Raw genomic sequence first — 24,848 nt, 5'->3', positions numbered from 1 at the left:
ACTCACCCCCTTATATTGAAACTGAAAGTGAGGTGAACGGATCGTTTTATTGGTTTAAACGTTACTCCGGCCGGCATAATTTCGGGTTTTAGGAGAAACGAGGGCTGTTCGGCCAGCAAGCGCCGCAACTTTTGTTTTCTCGTAGAATCGCTTAAGAAGGAGGATGGAATCTAGCAAATGGGCAAAAGGATCAGGAAAGGTGGTATGCTGTCATTTAGCCTCATGATAGCGCTTACAGGTTATTCGGGATGGGGCGCTTTCTCTCCTGCAGCAAACGCGGCGGCATCCGATTATAACTACGCCGAAGCGCTGCAAAAATCGATGTATTTCTATGAAGCCCAGCGGTCGGGCAAGCTCCCGGAAAACAACCGCGTGGAGTGGCGCGGCGATTCGGGGCTTCAGGACGGTGCGGACGTCGGCCACGACCTGACGGGAGGATGGTACGATGCCGGAGACCACGTCAAATTCGGGTTTCCCATGGCCTCTACCGCAACTATGCTTGCATGGTCGGTTTATGAGTACCGGGAAGGATACGAACAGTCCGGGCAGCTTGATGAAATTTTGGATAATATCCGCTGGGCGACGGATTATTTCATGAAAGCCCACACGGCCCCGAACGAACTGTGGGGCCAGATTGGCGACGGCAACGCGGACCACAAATGGTGGGGACCGGCGGAAGTGATGCCGATGGCGCGGCCCGCCTACAAAATCGACGCCGCTCATCCCGGCTCCGATCTGGCCGGGGAAACGGCCGCGGCGCTCGCCGCAAGTTCGATTGTTTTTCGGGACAGCGACCCGGCTTACGCGGACAAGCTGCTTGGTCACGCCAAGGAGTTATACGACTTCGCCGACCGGTACCGGGGCAAATATTCCGACAGCATTACCGGTGTCAAGGAGTTCTACAATTCCTGGAGCGGATATGCCGACGAACTGAGCTGGGGCGCGGTGTGGCTGTATTTGGCCACCAATGATCAAACGTATCTCGATAAGGCGATCGCCGCCAGCAAGGAATGGGGCACCAACCAGCAGGGCGATTGGGACTATAAATGGACGCATGGCTGGGACGACAAGCATTACGGCGCGCAGCTGCTGCTGGCCCGGATCACCGGCGATCCCAAGTTCGTCCGCTCGACGGAAAAGAACATGGAATTCTGGACGACCGGCGTTGCGGGAACCGGTGAACGCGTCGCGTATACACCGGGAGGACTGGCCCATCTCGATCAATGGGGAGCCCTGCGTTATTCGGCTAACCAGGCTTTTCTCGCCTTTGTTTACTCCGACTGGGTGAGCGATCCCGCGAAGAAAATAAACGCGCGTTCATTCGCCGAACGGCAAATTCTTTACATGCTTGGCGACAATCCGCGCCAAAGCAGCTATGTCGTCGGTTACGGCAACAATCCGCCGGAGCATCCGCATCACCGCACCGCCCACGGCTCCTGGGCCGACAATCTGAGCGTGCCGGAGAACCATCGCCATACTCTATACGGCGCACTCGTCGGGGGACCTAACAAAGACGATACCTACAAGGATTCGGTCAACGATTATGTCTCCAATGAAGTGGCCACCGATTATAACGCAGGCTTCACCGGCGCTTTGGCGAAAATGATGATCCTTCACGGCCAAGGTCAGCAGCCGCTTCCCTCCTTTCCCGCTCCGGAAGAGCGCGAGGACGAAATGTTCGTCGAGGCTTCGGTTAATGTCAGCGGCAGCAACTTCGTGGAAATCCGCGCGCTGCTGAACAACCGCTCGGCCTGGCCGGCACGCGCCAGCGAGGACATGTCTTTCCGCTACTACGTCGACCTCAGCGAGGCCATCGAGGCCGGATACGGTCCGGAGGACATCAAGGTTACGGTGGGAGGCTACAATCAGGGAGCGACGGTATCCCAGCTTCAGCCGTATGACGAGAACAATCATATTTACTACACGACGGTCGATTTCTCGGGAACCCGCATTTATCCCGGCGGTCAGTCGGATTTCCGGAAGGAAGTGCAGTTCCGCATCGCCGCGCCGGAGAATACGAATTTTTGGGACAATACCAATGACTTCTCGTTCCAGGGAATCGCGACGGGCGCAGCTTCTCCGGTCAAAACGCCGTACATTCCCGTGTTTGACGCCGGCCGCCACGTGTTCGGCGAGCTGCCCGCCGGAGGCGGAAATCCGGGAGAACCGACGGCACCGGCCGCCCCGCGCAATGTTCGCGCCGTTCCGGGCGACGGTTTCGTCCAATTGTCCTGGAACGCCGTAAACGGCGCCGAAGCGTATTTGGTGAAAAGATCGCTGGCCAGCGGCGGTCCTTACGAGACGGTAGGAACGGTGACCGCGGCCGCGTATACCGATTCCGCGGTGATCAACGATACGACCTATTATTACGTCATCACCGCGACAAACGCCGCCGGAGAGAGCCTCCCTTCAGCCCAGGTCAGCGCCAAGCCGCGCGAAGCGCAGACGCCGGCGGAAGGGGATTTGAAGGTTCAATACCGCAACAATGACGCAAATGCCGGAGACAACCAGCTGCGGCCGCACTTCCGCATCGTCAACACCGGCGATGAGGCCGTTCCGCTCAGCGAGCTTACTCTGCGCTACTATTACACGATCGACGGGGACAAGTCCCAGCAGTTCAACTGCGACTATGCCTTCATCGGCAGCGGCAACGTGAGCGGCCGGTTCGTGAAATCGGATAGCGCAGCGGACGGCAGCGATTACTACCTGGAGGTCTCCTTTACTCCCGGAGCGGGCAATCTGGCTCCCGGCGCGGACAGCGGAGAAATCCAAACCCGCGTCAACAAAACCGACTGGAGCAATTATAACGAATCCGACGATTATTCCTACAGCGGATCTCAGCAGCAGTTTGCCGACTGGGACAAAGTGACGCTTTACCGGAACGGAACGCTCGTCTGGGGCGTCGAGCCTTAAGCCCGCTATTTTGCGGAAATCTTATAGCGGCACCAAAACCAATATCCATGAAAGGATGATATAAAGATGACGCATTGGAATCGATGCAGGAAACCTGCTTCAATCCTGATGACCGTGGTGTTATCTCTAAGCGTGGGAACCGGCTTGTTCGGTTCCGGTTCGGGGCGAGCCGCTGCCGAAGCCGCTGCTGAAACTGCAGCAAAAAACGCGGCGGCAACAGTCTCTGCTCAAACCGGGGCCGCTTCCACGGAAAGAACCCGCTTCCTGCAGCTTTACGACCAGATCAAGGACCCGGCTAACGGTTATTTCTCGGCCGAAGGCATTCCCTACCACTCCGTGGAAACACTGATGAGCGAAGCGCCCAATTACGGGCATATGACGACCTCGGAGGCCTACAGCTACTGGATGTGGCTCGAAGTGCTGTACGGATACTATACGGAAGATTGGAGCAAGCTTGAAGAGGCCTGGGACAACATGGAAAAGTATATTATCCCGGTCAATGAAGGCGACGGCAAGGAAGAACAGCCGACGATGAACTATTACAACCCGAACAGCCCGGCTACCTACGCGGCGGAATATCCGCAGCCCGACCGTTATCCTTCGGAGCTCACCGGCCAATACGCAGGCGGTAAAGACCCGTTGGACGCCGAGCTGAAGAAAACTTACGGGAACAACCAGACTTACCTAATGCACTGGCTGCTCGACGTAGACAACTGGTACGGCTTCGGAAATCTGCTGAATCCAAACCATACGGCCGCCTATGTGAACACCTTCCAACGCGGCGAGCAGGAATCGGTGTGGGAAGCGATTCCCCATCCTTCACAGGACGACAAGTCGTTCGGCAAAGCCGGCGAAGGCTTCATGTCCCTGTTCACGAAGGAGAACCAAGCTCCGGCGGCGCAATGGCGCTACACCAACGCCACGGATGCCGACGCCCGGGCCGTTCAGGCCATGTACTGGGCAAAAGAGCTGGGCTATGACAACGAAGAGTATTTGGACAAAGCCAGAAAAATGGGCGACTATCTCCGCTACGGCATGTACGATAAATACTTCCAGGAAATCGGCAGCGCCGCGGACGGCAGCCCGACTCCCGGCAACGGCAAAAATGCCAGCCATTATCTGATGGCCTGGTATACGTCCTGGGGCGGCGGTCTCGGAAACAACGCCAACTGGGCTTGGCGGATCGGCGCCAGCCACGCCCACCAAGGGTATCAAAACGTGGTCGCGGCTTACGCTCTCTCCAACCCGGACGGCGGCCTGATTCCCGAATCACCGACAGCCGGACAGGATTGGGATACTTCGCTGAAGCGCCAGCTGGAATTCTACACCTGGCTGCAATCCGCCGAAGGAGCGATCGCCGGCGGCGCGACGAACAGCTGGGACGGCGCCTACAAAGCGTATCCGGCCGGAACGAGCACGTTCTACGGAATGGCTTACGACGGCGCGCCCGTCTACCACGACCCGCCGTCCAACAACTGGTTCGGCATGCAGGCATGGCCGGTGGAACGGATCGCGGAATTGTATTATATTCTCGCCGCGAACGGGGACACTTCGTCGGAAAACTTCCAAATGGCCAAACAAGTCCTCGATAAATGGATCGATTGGTCGATGGATTACGTGTTTGTGGACAGCCGTCCGGCTTCCGACGCGGACGGGTATTATCTCGATGAGCAAGGACACCGGGTGCTCGGCGGACAGGATCCGCAAATCGCTGCCGTCGAAGCGCCGGGCGAACTCTGGATTCCGGGCAATCTGGAATGGCAAGGCCAGCCGGAAACCTGGAACGGGTTCGATAATTATGACGGCAATCCAAACCTGCACGTTGTAACGAAAGACCCTGGCCAGGACTTCGGCGTAATCGGCAGCTACGTTAAGGCTTTGACTTTCTACGCAGCCGGTACGAAGGCTGAAAACGGCAAATACACCGAGCTTGGCGAACAAGCCGAAAAATTGGCCAAAAACTTGCTGGATGCTTCTTGGAACTATAATGACGGCGTCGGCATTACGAAGCCGGAGCCGCGTAAAGATTATTACCGTTACTTCACGAAGGAGATCTACTTCCCGGCGGGCTGGAGCGGCAAATACGGGCAAGGCAACACGATCCCGGGGACGAATTCGGTTCCGTCCGACCCGTCCAAAGGCGGCAACGGCGTATATATCAGTTATTCCGATCTTCTTCCGGAGATCAAAAACGATCCCGATTGGAAATTCCTTGAGGATAAATACAATACGTCCTGGAATGCGCAAACCGGAAAATGGGAAAACGGCGCGCCGGAATTCACTTACCACCGCTTCTGGTCGCAAGTCGACATGGCCACGGCTTATGCCGAATACGACCGCTTGATCAACGGCGGCGGCGGTCCGGGCGAACCGACCGCCCCGAAAGCGCCGACGAAGCTGAAGGCCGAAGCGGGCGACACCCAAGTATCGTTGTCCTGGAGCAAACCGGCCGGAGCGGACAACTTTACGGTGAAGCGCGCGACGGTAAGCGGCGGACCTTACACGGAAATCGCCACGGTCACGAATGCAGTTTACTTGGATCTTGATGTCATCAATGACCAAACGTATTATTATGTCGTCAGCGCATCCAATGAAATCGGCGTGAGCCCGGATTCCGCCGAAGTCAGCGCTACCCCGACGGAAAAGCCAAAACCGGTGGAAGGCGATCTGAAGCTGAAGTACCAAACGAACGACTCGAATCCGAACGACAATCATATCCGGGCGCAATTTAAGATCGTCAACAATGGAAAGGAAACCGTCAACCTCAGTGATGTGAAGTTCCGTTACTACTTTACGATTGACGGAGACAAACCGCAGGAGTTCCACTGCGACTACGCGGTAGTCGGCAGCGGGAACGTGAGGGGCACCTTTGTGAAGCTGAACGAAAGCGCTGAGGGCGCGGACTACTATCTGGAAGTTTCCTTCGGCCCCGGCGCGGGAACCCTTGCGCCCGGCGCGGACAGCGGCGAAATCCAGGTCCGCTTCAACAAAACGGACTGGTCCAACTACAGCGAAACGGATGACTTCTCCTACGATGCGACGAAAACATCCTATACCGAGTGGGAGCGCGTTCCGCTCTATCTCAACGGCACTCTCGTGTGGGGGCTTGAGCCGTAAGGCGTACCTCCGCACACTGTAACGATTTGCTTTCTCCTTCTCCCCCTTTGGCGCGGTCCGGACATATTGTCCGGCCGCGCCTTGTTTTTATTTACTCGGCCGGCACCGGGGGCGCAGCGTCTGCCGCGGCCAGCCGTTTCTCCGCCAAACGCCGCATAACAAAGGTTAAGAAAATCATGGCGGATACGAATACGGAACCGGCACAGACGAAAAACAAAACCTCGTATCCGGTATATTGGGAAACCCAGCCGAGAATGATCGAGCCAAGCCCGATCCCCAGATCAAACGCCGTCATAAATGACGCGCTGGCAACGCCTCTTTTATCGGGGGGAGCCAGCCTTAGATTCGCGGCTTGAAGAGCGGGCTGGGCGGAACCGAATCCGATCCCGTAAAGCGCGGCAGCGGCGATCACGCCGAACAGATTTTCGGAGAAGCCAAGCACCACAAGCGACAACACGGTAACCCCAAGCCCGGGGATGATGACGTAAGCCTCTCCGAGCCGGTCGGACAACTTGCCCGCAATCGGCCTTGCCAAAGTCAGCGCCAAAGCGTAGACCAAAAAGAAGGTGCCGGAGTTCACCTGAATGGAAGCCCCGTACAATGGCAAAAACGTCGTGATGCCGCCGTAGGCGACGGACAAAAAGAAAAGCGCCACAGTCAATGGCAGTACGGACTTTTCGAATAACACGATTTTCCTCGAAGCCGATTTCTGCGGTTCTGGAATGCGGGTTGTCAAAACAAGCAGGAACGCCCCAACCGAAAGCATCGTTGCCAGCCAAAACAAGCTGTGATACTTCCCGTCAGCCAAAACCCACAATCCGAGCGTCGGTCCGATCGCCATCGCGACCGTCATCGCCATGCCGAACCATCCCATGCCCTCGCCGCGGCGGGGTGCCGGAATAATGTCCGTGATCGAAGTACTGACGGCGGTCGTCGAAAAAGCCCAGCCGACGCCGTGCAGAACGCGCAAAACCAGCAACATGGCAATGACGCTGACCCAATTGTAAAGGCACATCGCTAGGATAAACAACAGAAGCCCCCAGATCATAAACGGCCTTCTGCCGTAACGGTCAAGCAAACCTCCAACGATCGGACGAAATACCACCGCGGTTAACGTAAACGTCCCAGCGGCAAGCCCTACCTGCGTTTCGGTACCGCCCATGTTTTTAATGAACAGCGGTAAAGTCGGCAGCAGCAAATAGAATCCCGTAAATAAAACCAACATCGCCAACGTCATCGAAATAAAGGACTTCGTCCACAATCGTTCCATACGATCCTCCCCACGCGGTATATGTCGTTAATCTTTGGCATTAGTCCTGCTCCGCAGAAACACGCTCGATCTCTTCTTTGACCCACTGAATTTCGACCTCGCCCAGCCGTTTGCGGTGATCGAACACGCGCAGCAGCTGAACGCGCTGTTTCTCGGGCTCCGGTTTTAGCGCGATCAGGCGGGACTCGAATTGCAATACGTGGTAAAGATTTTGTTCAAGAATATGCAAATATTGATTCAGGCAGGCCAGCCGTACTTCTTTACCGACGTATCGAAAATAAACCATCTTAAAACGAAACGTGCTCTGTGTATCGGAGTCCGTTGCCGGATCAAGCGGCTCCGCCATTAACTGTTGGAAACGCTCAACCCCTGAAGAGGTGATTTCGTAAATTTTTTTCGTTCGCCCTCCCTTCGTCTCCTCTTCTTCCCGCAGGTGAATCCATCCGTGCTCCATCATACGGGAGAGCAGCGGGTACAATGTTCCCGAACTGATCTTCCTGCCCATGCCAACCGCATTTTTAAGCACGTCCTGCAGCATGTAGCCGTGTTTTTCGCCGGTCATCAGCTCTCCCAAAACAAACAATTCGTACAATGTCCAAACCTCGATTCCCTAAACTATATATGTCGATTCGATACAAATTATATGTCGATTCGATATAAAATGCAAGAGGGTTAAGCGTGTAGGGCTCGATCTGCAAAAATGAAAGCCATACTCATACGAGCATGGCTTCCTTGAACCGTTGCTTATTGCACTTCCCCAGCGGATGACCCCTTTATCACGGGTTGCCGGCAGACAGCTCTTCGGCCGGAATCCACGGCAGCGGATTAGGGAAAGCGGCCCAATCCAGCGCCATTTCCTCATCGCTTAGCAGGCAGGCGTCAAGTTCCCGTTCAATCGTACTCCGGTCCATCTCAATGCCGATGAATACGAGCTCATTTATAATCGTAATTATTACGATTTAACTTTTCATAATATATCTTCTCCTGCGCCCTTTTGTCAACCGGGAGAATTGAATTTTTTGAGATTGCACACAAGTTCGGTTCTGAAATCCGGCGCTAATTAATAGTAATGATTATGATTTAGCCAAGCCGTTATCAGACATTAAATTTGAACCTGTTCGTTGAAGGAGATCGACATGAACAAAATCGCCCGGCCCCGCCGCCTGCTGCCGCTTCTGGTTCCGCTTGCTTTTGCGCTGGCCTGCCTGACGGTCCTTGGGCCGGCTCTCTTAAAGCAGGTCCCGCTGAACGAGGTCCAAACGTTCAAAACGAGCTTTATCGGCATTTTACTGGAGGCGCTGCCCTTCGTGCTGATCGGAGCGCTGCTCTCCTCGCTGCTCCATCTGTTCGTGTCCGAGGAGACCCTCAGCCGTTTTATGCCCAAAAACCCGGCGCTCGGCATCCTTTGCGCCTGCCTGCTCGGCCTGATCTTCCCCGTGTGCGAATGCGGGATGATTCCGCTCATTCGCCGGTTAATCCAGAAGGGGATGCCCGTTTATATGGCGGTCGTGTTTATCTTGTCGGGACCTATCCTGAATCCGGTCGTGTTCAGCGCCACATACATGGCTTTTCGCTTATATCCCGAAATGGTGTACGCTCGGATGGGACTGGCTTTTGCCGTGTCCGCGGCGATCGGCGCCATCGTCTATCTCACTTGGAAAGACGGCCCGCTGAAGCTCAGCTTTGCCCGCGGGACGGTTGAACATGGAGGGCATACGCCCGGGCATGGCGGGGGGAAGCTGACGGCCGTGCTCGTGCACGCCGCGGACGAAGTGTTCGAAATGGGCAAATATTTGCTGGTCGGCTGCATGTTGACGGCGGGCATCCAGGCTTTTGTCGCCAAGGAAAACCTCGCGGAAATCGGCGGCGGGCCGGTCAGCGCCTATGTATTTATGATGGGGCTTGCATTTCTGCTGTCTTTGTGCTCCACGTCCGACGCTTTTGTGGCCGCCACTTTTCTGCAGACGTTTTCCGGGGGTTCGCTGCTCGCTTTTCTCGTGTTCGGGCCGATGCTTGATTTGAAAAACGGGTTGATGCTGCTCTCCGTCTTTAAAACCAAATTCGTCCTCTACCTGGCCTTTCTCATCTGTACGATCGTGTTTACGGGGGCCGTGCTGACGGAGGCTCTGTGGCTAAGCCCCTAACAGAAAAAACAAGGAGGTATCGAGCCGCATGAACCACCCCCGCGTGATTCGGGCCCATTATTTCGCCAGATCGCTGATCCTGCTCGGGTTCGCCCTGTTCATCGCTCATCTGTCCAAAGCGGGAGCGCTGAAATATTATATCGCCCCGACCATGGAGCCATATATCCGCTACTGCCCGATCGCGTTGGTTTTGATGGCCGTCAGCCTTGCTTATCAGGCATTGTTTCAAAAAGCCGCCGTCCTCTGCGACTGCGAGCGCCCGCTGTCCGCGTCAAGCTGGAAAAACGCCGCGGTCTACGGCCTGTTCCTGCTCCCGCTGCTGCTGGGGGCACTGCTTCCCGATCAGGCGCTCGGCAGCTCCGCCGCCGCCAAAAGAGGGATGAGCCTGACCTCCCCCCTCTCTGCCGCAGAGCAACTGGAGACGACGTTTAAAGCGCCCGACCCGTATAACGCCGAATTCGCCGAACTGGCCAAGCGGCTGTACCCGGAGGAGATCATCGAGATCCGGCCGGAGATTTTCTCGGAAACGGTGGGGGCGATCGAGCTGTTCCAGGATCAATTTCGCGGAAAAAAAGTCAAACTGAGCGGGTTTGTGTACCAAGCGCCGAACGCCCATGAATTTATTCTCGGCCGCTTCCTGGTGATGTGCTGCACGGCGGACGCGGCTCCGTTCGGCGTTGTCGTGACCTCGGCCGAGCCGCTGAGGAATATTCGGGCGGATGCCTGGCTGGAAGTGGAAGGAACGATCGAGCCGCAGATTCGCCAGGGGAAAAACATCATCACCGTCGCCGCCGAACAGGTCAAGGAAATCCCCAGGCCGGACACGCCTTATGTGTACCCGAGCGGGGATTCGGTGAAGGTTTGGGAGAGCGGGCAAGACGAATAAAGGAGGAGCCGGCTAGGAGCGCTGCCTTACATTAGCGTCGGCGATCGGACGTTGGGGCTACCTTACGTAAGCGTCGATTCCGTCATCATCAGGTTCCCCGCCTCCGGTGCTCACGATCTCCACGTACACCCGGTTGGGAACGCATATGATCGTTTCGCCCGGGCGGGAGATGAAACCCATCTGCATGGAAATTTTTTTCGGGCAATCGGTGTAAACCATTTGAATTCCCTGGTTAAACACCTTTAATGTATTGTGGCCGTATTCCGTCCGGATATCGAGCGTTTGCTCCGGACCGTCCAGAGGTACGGTCGCATATGGTTTTCCATCCACCGTTATAACCGCGTCCAGCGCGGACGGATCAAAGGTTTGCCGGTTTTCCGCAGCGGCCCGGAGCAGCAGCCAAACGGAACCGACCAGCACCAGAAACGCCATCAGCAGCACGTCGCCGCGTTTGAGTTTTAACATAAGCTCATTCCATTCTCGTGGTTTAAACGTAATTGTTACGAATAAACATATATTAGAAGCACGTCTCCCATTTGTCAATGACATGTCCCGAAAGGAGCTTGCAGGTATGCACCCTAACAGTAACACGCCAGGCACGCCGGTCATCATTTTAAGCGGATTTTTGGGCAGCGGCAAAACGACGCTGCTGCTGAAATTGCTTGAGGAAGCGGGCAAACGCGGGCTTCGGCCCGGTGTATTAATGAATGAACTCGGGCGGCTCGATATCGACGGCGATCTCGTGTCCCGCGCAACCGGCACGGCCTTTCCTCTGGAAAAGCTGCTGGACGGCTGCATCTGCTGCACGAAAAAAGATGAAATCCAAGGAGCCATCGCCAGCCTGCTGCGGCAATCGCCCGACTTGCTGCTGCTGGAGCTCACCGGCGTGGCCAATCCGGAAGAAATCGTGGAGCAGCTTACCGAGCCGGAGTTGGTCCGCCGGGTCTATCTCCACCGCGTCATTACGATCGTAGATGCCGAGCATGCGCTTGAATACAACAGCATATTCGCCTCCGACAAACAGCTCGTGCGAACGCTGCGCGGTCAGATCGCCGCGGCCGATGACCTGATCATCAACAAAACCGATCTTGCCTCCTCCTCCCATTGCGCCAAAGTGGCGGAAATGGCCCGCAAGCACAATGCCGCGGCGCGGATGCATTATGCCGTCAACGCCGCCGTGCCGCTGGGCCCTTTCTTTGAGGGCGTGCAGCCGGTCCCCGGCAAAACGGCCGTTCCGTTGAAGCGCTCCCCTTTCCGGGTGATCGTGCCGGATCACGCTCATTCTCCCGGAGCTCTCCGAAGCGGGCCGGGGAGCGAACTGCGGAGCACATCCGGGAATCCTGCCGGCAACGTATCTTCGGGCGGGCTTAAGGGTGATCCCCCCGTTTCCTTCAGCAGAATCCGCACCGTCGTTCTGCCTTTGCCCGAGCCTGTAAGCCTGCCGGCAAGTAAGCTGGAACGTTTCATCAAACAATGGGGCAGCGGCGTGCTGCGGGCTAAAGGCTATCTCCGGTTTTCCCGGCAGGAGCAAACGTATCTCCTCCAATTCGCCGGCAAGCGGTTCCGTTGGGAGTCCATTGCCCACAGCGGTCCGCATTACCTCGTACTGATCGGTTATGGGCTGGAGGAAACAGCGATCCGCAAGGAATGGGCTCTGCTCGTTTAACGGTCGCCCGCGGCGCGGGCCGGAGTTCGTTAAACATCTGGCGTGGGTCCTGCATCCGTTGTCCATCGAGATAGGAAGACAGCATCCCGCAGCATCCTAACAACATCCTGCAACATCCCGCAACATCCTGCGCAGCATCCGGCATCCTCCGGTTTCCTCCGCCATCCTTACCGCACACCAAAAAACCGCTCCCATCAGTCCAAGCGACTGAAGGAGCGGCTTTTTTATGCAAGCAAACGCTCGCGGTTATTTCTGATTTTGGTTTACGACCAAATTGACGAGAATATCCAGCTGTTTCTCCAGGTTCAGCCCGTCAACCATCCAAAACTCTTTGTTGTCCAGCTTATACACATGATTGTTTTTGACCGCCGGGAGGTTTTTCCAGATCGAACCGTTCATGACCTCTTGCGCGCGTTCCGCCCCGCCGTCCGGCTCATAAACCGTTACGAACATGTGGTCCGCCGCATACTCGGGCAGCACCTCCAGCGAAATGTCCGCCCCTGTCGTCGGGAACACTTCTTTTTCGATTTTGTCAAGCGGCTTCAAGCCGAACATCTCGTACAGGTTGTAGCCGGCATCCCGCGTTTTCGGCCATACCCAGAAATTTTTCGCCCAAATCGAATACGTTCCGACGGTTTCGTCCGGGCCAATGACTTCCTGCAGCTTAGCCTTGGCTTCTTCCGCTTTTTGCTTGTAGCGGGCAATGAACGCTTCCGCCTCTTTCTCCCGGCCAATCAAGGCGCCAACCGTCTTCACCTCTTCGAGCGGATCGACGCCCTCCCAGCCTGTCGTGGCCAGAGTAACGACCGGTGCGATTTTTTTGAGCTGTTCCACAGTCTCGGCCGGCAGATAAGTAGGCACGATAATGAGGTCGGGCTGAAGCTCCAGCACCTTCTCCACGGATACATCGCCGACATTCTCGACACCTTCCAGCTCCTTCTGCAGCAAAACCGAATTTTCCAGCGCCACCGAGCCGGCGCCAACCGGATTCACTCCCAAGGCCGCCAGGTCGCCCAAATGCGTGATCGACACGATCCGCTGCGGATTCGTTGGGATTTCCACTTGCTCCCCTTTATAGTCCGTGTAGATTTTCGTCCCGGCTTGTCCTTCCGATGCTCCGGCGTTACCGCCCTGCGCATTCCCCGCGGCTCCGCCGTTCGCCCCCCCATTTGCGGGAGCTCCGCCAGCCCCATTCGTCCCGGCGTTTCCGCCTTGACCGCCGCAGGCGGCAAGCACGACAGTCATCAGCACAATTGCAGCCAAAGTAAGAAAACGATATTTAAAAGCGTGCATATTTCTAATTAATCCCCCATTCATATCTCCACTGATAATGATTATCATTATATAAAGAAACAGGGATTTAAGCAATAGGAGCCGGGGATAAACGTAACGGATACGGGCTACGCCGGATCCTGCGAGATGTAAAAATACAGTTCGTTCGCGCCCAATCCCCTGACAATGGCCCGTCAAATGCAAAAGTGCACTTCATTTCCGGTCAAAAGGCTCTTTTTTATCGAAAAGTTCCTTAGCAAATGTACTTTTGCATTTCGATAGACTATTTCGAGGAAATTTGACAAATATCGCCTGCACTTTTGCATTTGGGGACTAAAAAAAAATCATCCCCGCCACCCAAAGTGACAGGGACAATCCCACGCCTAAGTTAAAGCTTCAACTAAACGTTAAGACTAAGCGTTAACAAAACGTTAACTAAGCGGCAACTTACTTCCGTTCCACAGTAATCCAGCCTTCGGGGTCGACCTCAACCGTCGCTCCCAGCGCTTCCGCCAGGAAGCGCAGCGGCACGTAGGTCGATCCGTCCTTGTGCACGAACACCGGCCCGCTCAACTGAACGGTCTTGCCGCCCACCACCGCTTGTTTGGAGCCGATCGTCAGGACGATTTCCTCCCCGGTGAGATCGTTGACAACAACGATCCGTTTCGAGCCTTCCGTCCATTTCACTTCGGCGTCGAACTGCTCCGACAAGTAGCGAAGCGGCACGAAAGCAGTGCCCTTTTTATTGATGACTCCGTAATAATCGTTTTTCGAATCGATCACCGCATATTTATGGCCGATCTTCATTTGATCCTTAAGCAGCTTATAGAGCGGCGTCACTTCTTGGAAATTGCGCAAAATTTGCCCCGGCGTTACCTTTCCGTCCGTCGTGTCAAGCACGCCCGCGGAGGTATCCACCTGATCGATGGCCACCTGGCCGCCAATGTTCCAGACTTCGTTTTCGCTGTGAACCTTGATCGCCGAAATCGGGAGATCTTCCGAGCTGGGGAGCGCTATGTTCAGATCCATCGTTTGCTTGCGGATGTTCAGATTGCTGTCGAAATACAGGTCCAGCTTAAGCACCGTATCTTTGCCAAGCACGGTGGACAATTCCGGCGTATCGTTCAGCAGGACGGCAATATCTTTATCAAAGTTTTTGATGAACTCTTCCAGTTCTTTTTTGATTTCCGGGTAAAGTTCTTCTACAACTTGCGCTTTGGACTGCTGGTCCATCGTTGTTCCCATGTCCCCGGCACCAAACTCGTTAACGGCGTTAACAACAGGAAGTACCATATCATAAAACTCGCCGATCAGCTCTTTCAAACCTTGCTCATCCGTGGACAAGCTGACAAGGAACGGCTTGATCATGCCGACCAGCTCATCGCCGCGGATCTCGGCGTGCAGATTGGTCAGGTTTAACGATTCGCCGTTAACCTGTTCCTGCGTTTGTTTCACGGTGAGGACCGACGGATTCGGAAAATGCTTGAAAATAAGCTCCGCTGTCTTCAATGTTAAATTTTGCACGCCTTCTTCATTCATGCCCATTTCTTTGGACAGCGCGTTATCCAGCGATATGTACAGTGGCTGCTTAGCTCCTTCGATCTGGAACGCAATCCCTTTAGCGGCATCCATCGACATCAGAAACGGGATGTTTCCTCCCTGGAATCCGACCGAGCCTTTGATGGACGCATGATTTTTATCCTGCACCTTGGCGCTGTCAATATTGATAGATAAAGAATTGATCAGTTCGATAGCTGCTTTGTCCTCGGCAGACAAGTTTCCGGAAGTCGGCACCAGTTCCACCTTAAGCGTCTGCCTGGATTCGCTGGATGTCGGGTTCAGGCTGCCGGCCAGCGCCTTGCTGACATCAAAGCCGCCCACGGCCTGGCATCCGGTCAGCACCGCCAATAGCAAAATGACGGGAATGGCCAGCCATTTCATTTTTTTCATCGTTCACCCTCCTCTATATTGATCTATAAATGATCTACTCCATTATCGACGATATCCCCGGTTTTGTGAACAGCTAAATAACATATCGCTTCCAAAGAACTACCTGCGTCCGAATCGCATCAGCCCCTTTCCCGCATTAAAAATTATGTTATAATGAACTTTGTGCCTAATGCCTATGTATGAAAGCACCCAATTGAAGAAGAATCCATGCTGGCCGGATCCGGCTTACGGCATGGGAGAGGTTCGAGAACTCCCTCTATAAAAAACTATAAAACGTCCTGTCTTATGGAGGGGTTGATTTTGGCGTTCCGTTCATCAGCGCTGCAAGCGCGGAAGGGGCAGCCGAAACACCCGCCGGAACCGGGCTTGTTTTTTTGCGACCAGTTCAAGAACTCTCTTTCTTCTGCCGGCGGCCAAGGCTTGCCGCTTTCAAATCCCAAAGAAGATGGAGGGTTTTTTTATGCTTAAAAACGAAAAAGCGGTCGTCGTCTTCAGCGGCGGCCAAGACAGCACCACCTGCCTGTTCTGGGCGAAAAAGCAGTTCGGCGAAGTGGAGGCCGTGACGTTCGATTACGGCCAGCGCCACGCTCGCGAAATCGAATGCGCCAAGGACATCGCCCAAGAGCTTGACATCAAACACACGATTCTCGACATGAGCCTGCTCGGCCAGTTGACGCAAAACGCGCTGACCCGCAGCGACATCGCCATCGCGCAAAAGGACGGGGAGCTCCCCAGCACGTTCGTGGACGGGCGCAATCACCTGTTCCTCAGCTTTGCGGCCGTCCTGGCCAAAGGGATCGGCGCCAAGCATATCGTGACCGGCGTCTGCGAGACCGATTTCAGCGGGTATCCCGACTGCCGCGACGTGTTCGTCAAATCGCTGAACGTGACGCTCAATTTGGCGATGGATTACGAATTCGTGATCCACACGCCGCTGATGTGGATCGACAAGGCCGAGACGTGGAAGCTGGCCGACGAGCTAGGGGCCTTCGATTTTGTGCGCGAACGGACGCTCACCTGCTATAACGGCGTCATCGGCGACGGCTGCGGCGAATGCCCGGCCTGCAAGCTGCGCAAAGCCGGCCTGGACAAATACCTGCTGGAGCGTCAGGAGGCGGGCAAACAATGAGCCGGATGCCGGGCGAATTTCGGATCGTTGAATCGCTGCAGAAGCTGGGTCGCGACATCGGCAAGGAGCAGCTGCGCTACCACCGGCGCCGCGTTCTCGTCAGCAAGGAATTTACTTTCGACGCCGCCCACCATCTGCATGCCTATGAAGGCAAATGCAAAAATCTGCACGGCCACACGTATAAAGCCGTGTTTGGCATCAGCGCCCTGCCTAACGAGATCGGCATTACCGTTGATTTCGGCACGATTAAGGAGATCTGGAAAAACGAGATCGAAGTTTATCTCGATCACCGTTATTTGAACGAAACGCTGCCGCCGATGAATACGACGGCGGAAAACATGGTCGTATGGCTGTTCGAGAAAATGGAAGCCGCGCTTGGGTCGGAGACCTACCGGAATGTCGTGCTGGAAGGCCGGACGGAGTTCGTCCGTCTGTACGAGACGCCGACCAGCTATGCCGAAGTCAGACGGGAGTGGATGCTGGATGAATAACCCGCCGATTCCCGTGCTGGAAGTGTTCGGCCCAACCGTTCAGGGCGAGGGCATGGTCATCGGGCAAAAAACGATGTTCGTCCGCACCGCCGGCTGCGATTACCGCTGCGCCTGGTGCGACTCGGCCTTCACCTGGGACGGCAGCGCCAAAGACGCGATCCGCTTCATGACGCCGGCGGAGATCTGGGAAGAGCTGCGGGAGATCGGCGGCGATCGTTTCTCGCACGTCACGCTATCGGGCGGCAACCCCGCCCTACTGCCGCAGCTCGCCGGCCTGGTGGCACTGCTGCACGCCAAGGGCGTTGCCATCGCCGTCGAGACGCAAGGCTCGCGCTGGCAGGACTGGCTGGCCGAGATCGAGCAGGTCACGCTGTCGCCCAAGCCGCCGAGCTCGGGAATGGAGACCGATTGGGCTATTCTGGACGATATTGTGACCAAGCTGTCCCATCGCCCCCATCCCTTGGCCGTCAGCCTGAAGGTCGTCGTGTTTGACGAGGCCGATCTCGCCTACGCCAAACAAGTGCACGCCCGCTACCCGGATACGGCGATGTATGTGCAGGTCGGCAATCCCGACGTACGGCGGATGGATATCCGGGAGCATGCCGCCGATCTGCTGCGGCGCTACGAAGCGTTGATCGACAAGGTCGTCGCCTCGTCCGAATTGAATAACGTGCGCGTTCTGCCGCAGCTGCATGCCCTCGTATGGGGGAACAAACGCGGCGTATAGTTTTGGCAATTATTTTTTCTATATTGATAAAATCACTTTGCAAAGGAGGGCCATCCATGGCCGGAAGAAAACCTGAAGAAATGCAAGAAGTCACGCTGCTGGGCAACCAGGGCGTAAAATATCCGTTTGATTACGCGCCGGAAGTGCTCGAATCGTTTGACAATAAACACCCTTACCGCGACTATTTTGTAAAATTCAACTGTCCCGAATTTACGAGCCTTTGTCCGATTACCGGGCAGCCGGATTTCGCCACCATCTACATCAGCTACATTCCCGACGTGAAAATGGTGGAGAGCAAATCGCTGAAACTCTACCTGTTCAGCTTCCGCAATCACGGCGATTTCCACGAGGATTGCGTCAACATCATCATGAACGACCTGATCAAGCTGATGGATCCGAAGTACATCGAGGTATGGGGTAAATTTACCCCGCGCGGCGGCATTTCCATCGATCCGTACTGCAACTACGGACGCCCCGGCACCAAATACGAGGCGATGGCCGAACACCGCCTGCTCAATCACGACATGTACCCGGAAAAGATTGACAATCGCTAACGCCTCCCCCTCTCTTTTCTGGTATGATAAAGGTAAGTTTAAGTGTTTGTACGATTCCATAGAAAAGGGAGAGGAGAACCGTGAAGCCACACGTATTTATCGCCAGACCCGTGCCTCCGGAGGTTGAGGCCTATCTCGCCGAACACTGCCTTTTCAGCAAGTGGGACGGCGACGGACCGATTCCCCGCGAGCGGCTGCTCGCAAGCCTAGCCGAAGCGGACGGCCTGCTGACGTCCGGCACCCGGATCGACGCGGAGCTGCTGGAGCATGCTCCCCGCCTGAAGGCCGTCAGCAATATCAGCGTCGGCTATAACAACTTTGACCTGGAGGCGATGAAAGCCCGCGGCGTGATCGGAACGAACACGCCGGCGGTGCTGAACGACACGGTCGCGGACCTGATTTTTGCCTTGATGCTGGCGGTCGCCCGCCGCGTGCCGGAACTGGACCAGTACGTCAAGCAAGGGAAATGGAAACGCGGCGACGACGAAATTTTGTTCGGGCTTGATGTGCACCACAAGACGCTTGGCGTCATCGGCATGGGGGAAATCGGGGAAGCCGTCGCCCGCCGGGGCCGCTTCGGCTTCGGCATGGACGTGCTGTACCATAACCGCAGCCGCAAGCCCGGGACCGAAGCCGAACTGGACGCCGTGTACTGCTCTATGGAAGAGCTGCTGCAAACATCCGACTTCGTCGTCCTGATGACGCCGCTGACCCCGGAAACGCGGGGGCTGATCGGCGAACGCGAGCTTGCCTGGATGAAGCCCACGGCCGTGTTCGTCAACGCCTCGAGGGGGGCGACGGTCGACGAAGCCGCGCTGACCGAAGCGCTGCGGCAAAAACGCATCTACGGCGCCGGGCTCGACGTTTTCGAGCGCGAGCCGATTGCCCCGGACCATCCGCTGCTCGGCTTGCCGAACGTCGTCACCCTGCCGCATATCGGCTCCTCCACCGCGCAGACCCGCCGTCAAATGGCGTTGCTGGCCGCGGAGAACCTGGCCACGGCGCTGGCCGGCGGCACACCGCCGAACGTGGTCAAGGAGCTGCGTTCCTAAAGCCGGTGTGACGGCGTGACTACATTGCGTGCCTACGTGCTGTGACTACGCGGCGTGCTTAACACGGCGTGACTACGCGGTTTGCCTACAGCCTACACGCTGTGACTACACGGCGTGCCTACACACTATGCCTACGCGGCGTGCCTAACACGGCGTGACTTACGCGGTTTGACTACACGGCGTGCCTACACACTATGCCTACGCGGCGTGCCTAACACGGCGTGACTTACGCGGTTTGACTACACGGCGTGACTATAGGTGTGACTATAGGCACGCTTATCATGGAAAGAAGCCGCTCCCTGGCCTGGACTTGAACGTCCATGTTTCGGGAGCGGCTTTTTCTTTGGGCCAGGATGGCCGGAAGAACACCAGTGAAAAAATAAGGACAAAAAGCGCCGTTATTCCGCCGATCTCCGCCCGTTTGAGAGAGATAGCGGCAATTTATGCCGCTAATTTCCCCGGCCGCTATCGAAATGCCCGTATTTTGGGCCACCCGCAGGAAGATAAGGACAAAAAATGCCGCTAATGAGGATAAACATGCTTGGCTCCGGATAATAAGTACATAAAGTGCCGCTATTTTGAAGGCCATTTCGTCTAAACCCAGCCTACGGTTCGTTGTTCCAACAGCCAGTTGCCCGCTGGCAAGGTTCGTCGTTCCACAGCCAGCTCAGCCAGCTGCCAGCTCTCAAGCGCCGATTTCTAGTTGCCAGAGCGCAACCGCATGGTGCTTTTCTCTCCATCCTGATCATCGTATACTTTGTATCAAACCATTCAGCCCTGCTGCTTGGACGGGTTGGACGGCCTGGCCGCCGCGCCGCGGACAATCCGGTCCTTGGGCATGGCGATGACGACCAGGACGGAACAAACGGCCGGAATCAAAGCCCACATGAAGGTGTGCGCGATCGAACCGGATAAGGCGTCCGTAATTTTATCCAAAATTTCCGGCGGGATCATGGCCCGCTTGTCCGAACTCAGCGCCTCCTGGGCATTGCCGAAGGTGGCCTCTGCTTGTCCCGTTCCGGCAAAAGCCGCCGACATCTTGTCCGCCAGCAGATTGCGCTGCACGATGCCGAAGATCGTAATCCCGAGCGTCATGCCAAGCGAGCGCAGGAAGGAGTTGGTCGACGTCGCCGCGCCGCGCTGCCGCATATCGAAATGATGGACGGAGGCCATGCTGAGCACCGAAAAGGAGAAGCCGACGCCAAAGCCCGTCAAAATGCTGAAGACGGTAAGCACCAGGCGCGAGGTGTCGTTCGTCAGCGTGCTTAAGGCGAAAACGCCGCAGACGAAGCAGACGACCGAGATCGCCATAACCGCGCGGTACGACAGCCGGGAAATCAGCATTCCCCCCATCATGCTGCCGACGACCGAACCGACCATCATCGGCATCAAAATAATGCCTGAGTTCGTGGCCGAGCCGCCGAATACGCCCTGCACGAAAATCGGGATGTACACCGTCGCCACGATAAACACGCTGCCGTACAGCAAGGCGAGCAAACAGCTTGTCGCGTAAAGCCGTACTTTGAACATGCCGAACGAAATGATCGGCTCCCGCGCTTTTGTTTCCGCCAGCAAAAAGGCGACAAACAGCACGGCGAAGCCGGCAAACAAAGCGATGATCACCGCCGAGTTCCAAGCGTATTTTTCGCCGCCGAGCTCCAGCGCGAACATCAGGCAAATCACCGCGCCGACCAGGGTAACCGCCCCGCTCCAATCGATTTGCTGCTTCGTGTGCGCAAGCGATTCCCGGTAATATGCGGTGATCAGCAGCAGGGAGACGATCCCGATCGGCACATTGATGTAAAAGACCCAGTGCCATCCCAGCGAATCGGTGATAAACGCGCCGAGCAGCGGGCCGAAAATGCTGGAGGTGCCGAATACCGCCCCAAGCAGGCCGGTCATTTTGCCGCGCTGCTCCACAGGGAAAATGTCATAGATGATCGTAAATGCGATCGGCATCAGCGCCCCGCCGCCGATCCCCTGAATCGCCCGGAAGATGCTGAGCTGCATGATGCTGCCGGCCAGCCCGCACAGGATCGATCCGAGCAAAAACGTGATGATCCCGAACAGGAAAAAGCGTTTTCGCCCGTACATATCGGACAGTTTGCCGAAAATCGGCGTTCCCGCCATCACCGCCACCATATAGGCGGAGGTTACCCAGACGAACTGCTCCATGCCGCCGAGATCGGCGACGATCGTCCCCATCGCCGTCGTCACGATCGTGTTGTCCATGGCCGACATCAGGATCGCCAGCATCAGGCCGATCAGGATGAGTGGGGTTTGATTCTTTTTTTCCGCTGTCAACGTCGTCTCTCCTTTTAGCCAATTGATTCAAATTTTACATAACATAGCTTCTTCCCATTCTATTGAAATTTCCGCAAATGTAAACCATTATTCCGTTAAATTTTGCGCCTGCTCCTAACTATCCCTTTTCCATTTATTAGCCTATAATGATATTTGAAACTGCTTGCGAAAGGAAGTATTTTTTAATGAATATGAAATGGGCTGAGCTTGACCGAAAAATGCGCGAATCCGGGATCAGCACCCTGCTGATTACCGATCCGAAACATGTATACTATCTGACCGGATTCCTGAGCAATCCTCATGAACGCTTTCTTGGCGCCGTCCTTCAAGCGGGAAGCGAACCGTTTCTCATGGTGCCCGCGCTGGACGAGGAAGCGGCCCGGGCGGCGGCGGACGTCGCAGAAATCATCACCCACCAGGACACGGACGATCCATATCTCCTGCTGAAACAGCGTTTGAAGGGGACGATCGGCACGATCGGGTTCGAAAAAGAGCAGGTCTCCGTGGCCAGGTTCGAACAAATGCAGGAAACGCTCGGTTTTTCCCGGTATCTGGATGCCGGCCCGTGGCTGCGTGAGCTTCGCTTCCGCAAAAGTTCGGACGAAGTCGCTAAAATCAAGCGCGCCGTAAACCTGATCGAGCAGGTGCTGACGGAATCGGTGCGCCAGGTCAAAGAAGGGGTCAGCGAAAACGAGCTGGTTGCCGAAGTGGAGTATCAAATCCGCAAGCTCGGCGCGGACGGCCCTTCTTTCGACTCCATGGTGCTGTCCGGGGAAAAGACGGCTTTGCCGCACGGCGTTCCCGGAACGCGGCAAATTCGCCGCGGCGATCTTGTCATGTTTGACATCGGGGTTTACGCGGACGGATACGCTTCCGACATCACCCGCACGTTTGCCGTAGGGGAGTTGTCCGATGAACTGGTCAAAATATACGAAACCGTGCTGGCTGCCAACATGGCCGCCATCGAAGCCATCAAACCGGGAGTCAGCTTCGCCTCGATCGACAAAGCCGCCCGCGACGTGATCGAAGCCGCCGGTTACGGCCGCTATTTTATTCACCGGTTAGGCCACGGGCTGGGCATTGACGTCCATGAATTCCCTTCCGTCCACGGCAAAAACGAACAATTGCTGACGGAAGGCAACGTATTTACGGTAGAGCCCGGGATTTATGTGCCTGGAGTCGGCGGCGTCCGCATCGAGGACGACGTGCTCGTGACCGCCTCCGGCGTGGAAGTGTTGACCGCCTATCCGAAACAGTTGACTTATATCTGACGCTAAATGTAAGAAATCAGAGCCTTCTTCCCCTTCAAAAGGGCGAAAGCTCTGATTTTTTTCTTTTTTGCAAACATTCAGCGGATATTTTCATTTTCAAAGGGCATTTTTTCCTATAAAATAATACTTATGAACCAGTGGTTAAAAAAAGGGAATCCACGGTTCGGGCATAGGACTATAGACATAAAACACTTATTTTATGGGAGAGATTGGGGAGATTTCCGTGTTTAAAATCAACAGCTCCATCAGCCGCAAATTCATGCTTACGTTTGCAGCGCTTATCGTAGTATCTTCGCTTTTGTTTAGTGTAAGCTTTTATTACATTTCTATGGGAATCATCAGCCAAAACGTGCTGCCGCAATTTGACAAAGTGCTCCTGACCAGTACGCAGGACATTTACAAAAGGCTGGACACGAATCAGGCGATGCAACTGATGAGCGGCAAGGAAAATTCCCGGTTTGCGGTTGAATCCTATTTGACGAAAAGCGCCAAGGAGTTTCATTTAAACAACGCCTACCTGATCCAGCTTCAGGAAAACGGAGCTGCCGTCATCGCCGCCAACGAAAATTCCGGAATGAAAGCCGGCGACCCGTTGGAGATTCAAGCCGCGATGGCCGAAACCTCCGATGGCGAAATACATATCAGCGAGCTGTATTCGGACCGGTTCGGTTCGCACAAGACGGCGTTTATCGCGATCCCCGGAAGCAAAGCGGTGCTGGCCATCGGGCTGGACGCCACTTTTATCGATCAGAAGCGGGCGGAAATTTTGCAGATCTGCATCGGTATAACCGCCCTCGTGATTGGAGCCGGGCTGTTGGTCGCATATTTTGTTAGCCGGCGCATCACCAAATCGATCAAAAAGCTGGTTGCCGTTACGGAAAAAATGGCCGGCGGCGATTTCCGGCAGGCGATCGAGGTGGCTGGCCATGATGAAGTCGCTCAGCTTGCCGCAAGCTTCCGGACGATGACGAACCAGCTCAAAGAGATGTTCGCCAAAGTGCTGGACACATCGCAAACCGTCGTGAGCGGATCGGAACATTTATCCCGGTCGGTGGACACGTTTGGGGAGCTGATCACCCGCTCCAACGCAGCGACGCGGGAAATCGAATCCGGCAGTCTGACGATCGCCACGGCCGCCGCCGAGAACGCCCGGGCGATGGAAGAAATTTCGCAGGGCATCCAGCATATCGCCTCCTCTTCCGCCGAGGTCACCGAACGGATCGGACAAGCCGCCGAGGAAGCCGGCGCCGGCAATGCGTTAGCACAAACGGCCGTCGAGCAGATGCAGCTCGTCGAGGAAGCGGCCGGACGCACGCTGGAGCACATCCGCATCCTGAACGAACGGTCCGAATCGATCGCCACCGTCGTCGGCACGATTACCGAAATCACGAAACAGATTAATATTCTGGCGTTAAACGCGGCCATCGAAGCTTCGCGCGCCGGGGAGAACGGCAAAGGCTTCGCCGTCGTCGCCGAGGAAGTGCGCAAGCTGGCGGAGCAGTCCCGGGGGGCCATGGACGAAATCGGCGAATATTTGCTGAGCATCCGCGAGGAATCGGAAAATTCCGTCAGCGCAATGCAGCGCGCCAGCGAGCAGATCGTCTCCGGGACCGGCCGCGTAAAACAAGCCGGCAGAGCCTTCGGCCAACTGACGGTGCTGATCCAAAACATCAATTTGACGATCCAATCGGTGTCCTCTTCCACGCAGCAGGTTTCCGCCGGCACGGAAGAAGTTACCGCCTCGGTTGAGGAAGCGGCCAACATTACGGCCAAATCGCTGGAAAGCATGGAGCAAATCGCCCAATATTCCCAGCAGCAGCTCACCGAAATGGAAAGCCACGCCCAAACCGTGCGCTCCCTTCACGAGCAGGCGCTGTCGCTGCGCGAAGCGGTGGAAAAGTTCCGCATCTAATTGGGCGGAGATGCTCTCCTCCGTATGGGAGCTGCTCCATCCGCCGGTCAGAACGGATTAGCACTTATGCACCATTCTATACGCTTATGTCGGACAAGTCAGAAAAAACATGCTCAAGACCAAAATCAGTGCTTGACAAAATAAATGATGATGGAGATGGGGGGGGAGGTTGTCTCTCCAAAGCACTTTG

At 55.8% G+C, this 24,848-nt stretch carries 21 protein-coding genes and 1 riboswitch; of the genes, 14 read left to right on the top strand and 7 right to left on the bottom strand.

Annotated elements, in window-relative coordinates; all coding sequences use genetic code 11:
* The first annotated feature begins 222 nt into the window (after nucleotides 1–222).
* Nucleotides 223–2,913 (top strand): glycoside hydrolase family 9 protein, encoded by a 2,691-nt coding sequence (locus tag NYE69_RS11475; protein WP_445744829.1) that lies wholly within the window; start codon nucleotides 223–225, stop codon nucleotides 2,911–2,913.
* A 66-nt stretch (nucleotides 2,914–2,979) separates the two neighbouring features.
* On the top strand, nucleotides 2,980–6,030 hold the full coding sequence (locus NYE69_RS11470) for a glycoside hydrolase family 48 protein (protein WP_340926296.1): 3,051 nt from the start codon (nucleotides 2,980–2,982) through the stop codon (nucleotides 6,028–6,030).
* Between the two features lie 91 nt (nucleotides 6,031–6,121).
* Here the strand turns inward: NYE69_RS11470 and NYE69_RS11465 are convergent, their stop codons facing one another.
* The 3 genes from NYE69_RS11465 to NYE69_RS11455 all read right to left on the bottom strand — a co-directional run bounded on the left by NYE69_RS11465 (nucleotide 6,122) and on the right by NYE69_RS11455 (nucleotide 8,211).
* Nucleotides 6,122–7,300, bottom strand: coding sequence for an MFS transporter (locus NYE69_RS11465; RefSeq protein WP_340926294.1), 1,179 nt, complete (start codon nucleotides 7,298–7,300; stop codon nucleotides 6,122–6,124).
* A 40-nt stretch (nucleotides 7,301–7,340) separates the two neighbouring features.
* Nucleotides 7,341–7,892, bottom strand: a complete 552-nt coding sequence (locus NYE69_RS11460) for a PadR family transcriptional regulator (protein ID WP_155620504.1) — start codon at nucleotides 7,890–7,892, stop codon at nucleotides 7,341–7,343.
* A gap of 184 nt (nucleotides 7,893–8,076) precedes the next feature.
* Nucleotides 8,077–8,211, bottom strand: a complete 135-nt coding sequence (locus NYE69_RS11455) for a hypothetical protein (RefSeq protein WP_155620503.1) — start codon at nucleotides 8,209–8,211, stop codon at nucleotides 8,077–8,079.
* Between the two features lie 225 nt (nucleotides 8,212–8,436).
* Here NYE69_RS11455 and NYE69_RS11450 point away from each other — a divergent pair, with 225 nt between their 5' ends.
* Together NYE69_RS11450 and NYE69_RS11445 are read left to right on the top strand one after the other, a co-directional pair.
* On the top strand, nucleotides 8,437–9,444 hold the full coding sequence (locus tag NYE69_RS11450; protein ID WP_326043656.1) for a permease: 1,008 nt from the start codon (nucleotides 8,437–8,439) through the stop codon (nucleotides 9,442–9,444).
* A 28-nt stretch (nucleotides 9,445–9,472) separates the two neighbouring features.
* Entirely contained in the window at nucleotides 9,473–10,330 is an 858-nt protein-coding gene (locus NYE69_RS11445; RefSeq protein ID WP_340926290.1) for a TIGR03943 family putative permease subunit, read from the top strand.
* A 57-nt stretch (nucleotides 10,331–10,387) separates the two neighbouring features.
* Here NYE69_RS11445 and NYE69_RS11440 read toward each other — a convergent pair whose 3' ends face one another.
* The gene (locus NYE69_RS11440) at nucleotides 10,388–10,795 is read right to left on the bottom strand and encodes a NusG domain II-containing protein (RefSeq protein WP_326043654.1); all 408 of its coding nucleotides are present in this window, start codon (nucleotides 10,793–10,795) and stop codon (nucleotides 10,388–10,390) included.
* A 106-nt stretch (nucleotides 10,796–10,901) separates the two neighbouring features.
* Here NYE69_RS11440 and NYE69_RS11435 point away from each other — a divergent pair, with 106 nt between their 5' ends.
* Nucleotides 10,902–11,996: a CobW family GTP-binding protein gene (locus tag NYE69_RS11435; protein WP_340926287.1), complete on the top strand. Its 1,095-nt coding sequence runs from the start codon at nucleotides 10,902–10,904 to the stop codon at nucleotides 11,994–11,996.
* A gap of 246 nt (nucleotides 11,997–12,242) precedes the next feature.
* Here the strand turns inward: NYE69_RS11435 and NYE69_RS11430 are convergent, their stop codons facing one another.
* Together NYE69_RS11430 and NYE69_RS11425 are read right to left on the bottom strand one after the other, a co-directional pair.
* Nucleotides 12,243–13,289, bottom strand: a complete 1,047-nt coding sequence (locus NYE69_RS11430) for an ABC transporter substrate-binding protein (RefSeq protein WP_340926285.1) — start codon at nucleotides 13,287–13,289, stop codon at nucleotides 12,243–12,245.
* Between the two features lie 426 nt (nucleotides 13,290–13,715).
* On the bottom strand, nucleotides 13,716–15,218 hold the full coding sequence (locus tag NYE69_RS11425; RefSeq protein WP_340926283.1) for a copper amine oxidase N-terminal domain-containing protein: 1,503 nt from the start codon (nucleotides 15,216–15,218) through the stop codon (nucleotides 13,716–13,718).
* Between the two features lie 232 nt (nucleotides 15,219–15,450).
* Nucleotides 15,451–15,494, top strand: a riboswitch (PreQ1 riboswitch).
* Between the two features lie 24 nt (nucleotides 15,495–15,518).
* Here NYE69_RS11425 and NYE69_RS11420 point away from each other — a divergent pair.
* The 7 genes from NYE69_RS11420 (at nucleotide 15,519) to NYE69_RS11390 (ending at nucleotide 19,697) form a co-directional block, all read left to right on the top strand.
* Nucleotides 15,519–15,686 carry a hypothetical protein gene (locus NYE69_RS11420; RefSeq protein ID WP_155620497.1) on the top strand — a complete coding sequence of 56 codons (168 nt, stop codon included), beginning with the start codon at nucleotides 15,519–15,521 and terminating at the stop codon, nucleotides 15,684–15,686.
* Nucleotides 15,679–16,347 (top strand): 7-cyano-7-deazaguanine synthase QueC, encoded by a 669-nt coding sequence (gene queC / locus NYE69_RS11415; protein ID WP_124331724.1) that lies wholly within the window; start codon nucleotides 15,679–15,681, stop codon nucleotides 16,345–16,347. Before NYE69_RS11420 ends, queC begins: the two co-directional genes overlap by 8 nt.
* Nucleotides 16,344–16,838 (top strand): 6-carboxytetrahydropterin synthase QueD, encoded by a 495-nt coding sequence (gene queD, locus NYE69_RS11410; protein ID WP_340926279.1) that lies wholly within the window; start codon nucleotides 16,344–16,346, stop codon nucleotides 16,836–16,838. The genes queC and queD overlap by 4 nt, the downstream gene beginning before the upstream one ends.
* A complete protein-coding gene (gene queE / locus NYE69_RS11405; protein ID WP_124331749.1) occupies nucleotides 16,831–17,565 on the top strand; it encodes a 7-carboxy-7-deazaguanine synthase QueE in 735 nt (244 codons plus the stop codon). Before queD ends, queE begins: the two co-directional genes overlap by 8 nt.
* Nucleotides 17,566–17,621: 56 nt before the next feature.
* Complete coding sequence (queF, locus tag NYE69_RS11400) at nucleotides 17,622–18,119, top strand: preQ(1) synthase (protein ID WP_340926277.1); 498 nt, start codon at nucleotides 17,622–17,624, stop codon at nucleotides 18,117–18,119.
* An 80-nt stretch (nucleotides 18,120–18,199) separates the two neighbouring features.
* The gene (locus tag NYE69_RS11395; RefSeq protein ID WP_340926275.1) at nucleotides 18,200–19,171 is read left to right on the top strand and encodes a 2-hydroxyacid dehydrogenase; all 972 of its coding nucleotides are present in this window, start codon (nucleotides 18,200–18,202) and stop codon (nucleotides 19,169–19,171) included.
* Between the two features lie 343 nt (nucleotides 19,172–19,514).
* Entirely contained in the window at nucleotides 19,515–19,697 is a 183-nt protein-coding gene (locus NYE69_RS11390) for a hypothetical protein (RefSeq protein WP_340926273.1), read from the top strand.
* 245 nt (nucleotides 19,698–19,942) lie between these two features.
* On the opposite strand, the gene NYE69_RS11385 is transcribed toward NYE69_RS11390, so the two are convergent.
* Nucleotides 19,943–21,427, bottom strand: a complete 1,485-nt coding sequence (locus NYE69_RS11385) for an MDR family MFS transporter (RefSeq protein WP_445744828.1) — start codon at nucleotides 21,425–21,427, stop codon at nucleotides 19,943–19,945.
* A gap of 233 nt (nucleotides 21,428–21,660) precedes the next feature.
* Here NYE69_RS11385 and NYE69_RS11380 point away from each other — a divergent pair, with 233 nt between their 5' ends.
* Together NYE69_RS11380 and NYE69_RS11375 are read left to right on the top strand one after the other, a co-directional pair.
* Nucleotides 21,661–22,746, top strand: coding sequence for a M24 family metallopeptidase (locus NYE69_RS11380; protein WP_340926268.1), 1,086 nt, complete (start codon nucleotides 21,661–21,663; stop codon nucleotides 22,744–22,746).
* 223 nt (nucleotides 22,747–22,969) lie between these two features.
* On the top strand, nucleotides 22,970–24,658 hold the full coding sequence (locus NYE69_RS11375; protein WP_036625026.1) for a methyl-accepting chemotaxis protein: 1,689 nt from the start codon (nucleotides 22,970–22,972) through the stop codon (nucleotides 24,656–24,658).
* Nucleotides 24,659–24,848 lie beyond the last annotated feature (190 nt).

This window comes from Paenibacillus sp. FSL R5-0527 (assembly GCF_038008055.1).
GTDB classification, from domain to species: domain Bacteria; phylum Bacillota; class Bacilli; order Paenibacillales; family Paenibacillaceae; genus Fontibacillus; species Fontibacillus macerans.
Note: the sequence above shows the minus strand (reverse complement) of the source record. Positions and strands in the feature narration are given on the sequence as shown.

Excerpts from the sequence above, each read along its gene's own strand:
- NYE69_RS11470 (WP_340926296.1), top strand. The coding sequence starts at position 2,980 with ATGACGCATTGGAATCGATGCAGGAAACCTGCTTCAATCCTGATGACC.
- NYE69_RS11465 (WP_340926294.1), bottom strand. The coding sequence starts at position 7,300 with ATGGAACGATTGTGGACGAAGTCCTTTATTTCGATGACGTTGGCGATG.
- NYE69_RS11380 (WP_340926268.1), top strand. The coding sequence starts at position 21,661 with ATGAATATGAAATGGGCTGAGCTTGACCGAAAAATGCGCGAATCCGGG.
- queF (WP_340926277.1), top strand. The coding sequence starts at position 17,622 with ATGGCCGGAAGAAAACCTGAAGAAATGCAAGAAGTCACGCTGCTGGGC.
- NYE69_RS11445 (WP_340926290.1), top strand. The coding sequence starts at position 9,473 with ATGAACCACCCCCGCGTGATTCGGGCCCATTATTTCGCCAGATCGCTG.
- NYE69_RS11450 (WP_326043656.1), top strand. The coding sequence starts at position 8,437 with ATGAACAAAATCGCCCGGCCCCGCCGCCTGCTGCCGCTTCTGGTTCCG.
- queD (WP_340926279.1), top strand. The coding sequence starts at position 16,344 with ATGAGCCGGATGCCGGGCGAATTTCGGATCGTTGAATCGCTGCAGAAG.
- NYE69_RS11385 (WP_445744828.1), bottom strand. The coding sequence starts at position 21,427 with ATGCTGGCGATCCTGATGTCGGCCATGGACAACACGATCGTGACGACG.
- NYE69_RS11440 (WP_326043654.1), bottom strand. The coding sequence starts at position 10,795 with ATGTTAAAACTCAAACGCGGCGACGTGCTGCTGATGGCGTTTCTGGTG.
- NYE69_RS11435 (WP_340926287.1), top strand. The coding sequence starts at position 10,902 with ATGCACCCTAACAGTAACACGCCAGGCACGCCGGTCATCATTTTAAGC.
- NYE69_RS11455 (WP_155620503.1), bottom strand. The coding sequence starts at position 8,211 with ATGGACCGGAGTACGATTGAACGGGAACTTGACGCCTGCCTGCTAAGC.
- NYE69_RS11475 (WP_445744829.1), top strand. The coding sequence starts at position 223 with ATGATAGCGCTTACAGGTTATTCGGGATGGGGCGCTTTCTCTCCTGCA.
- NYE69_RS11425 (WP_340926283.1), bottom strand. The coding sequence starts at position 15,218 with ATGAAAAAAATGAAATGGCTGGCCATTCCCGTCATTTTGCTATTGGCG.
- queE (WP_124331749.1), top strand. The coding sequence starts at position 16,831 with ATGAATAACCCGCCGATTCCCGTGCTGGAAGTGTTCGGCCCAACCGTT.
- queC (WP_124331724.1), top strand. The coding sequence starts at position 15,679 with ATGCTTAAAAACGAAAAAGCGGTCGTCGTCTTCAGCGGCGGCCAAGAC.
- NYE69_RS11430 (WP_340926285.1), bottom strand. The coding sequence starts at position 13,289 with ATGCACGCTTTTAAATATCGTTTTCTTACTTTGGCTGCAATTGTGCTG.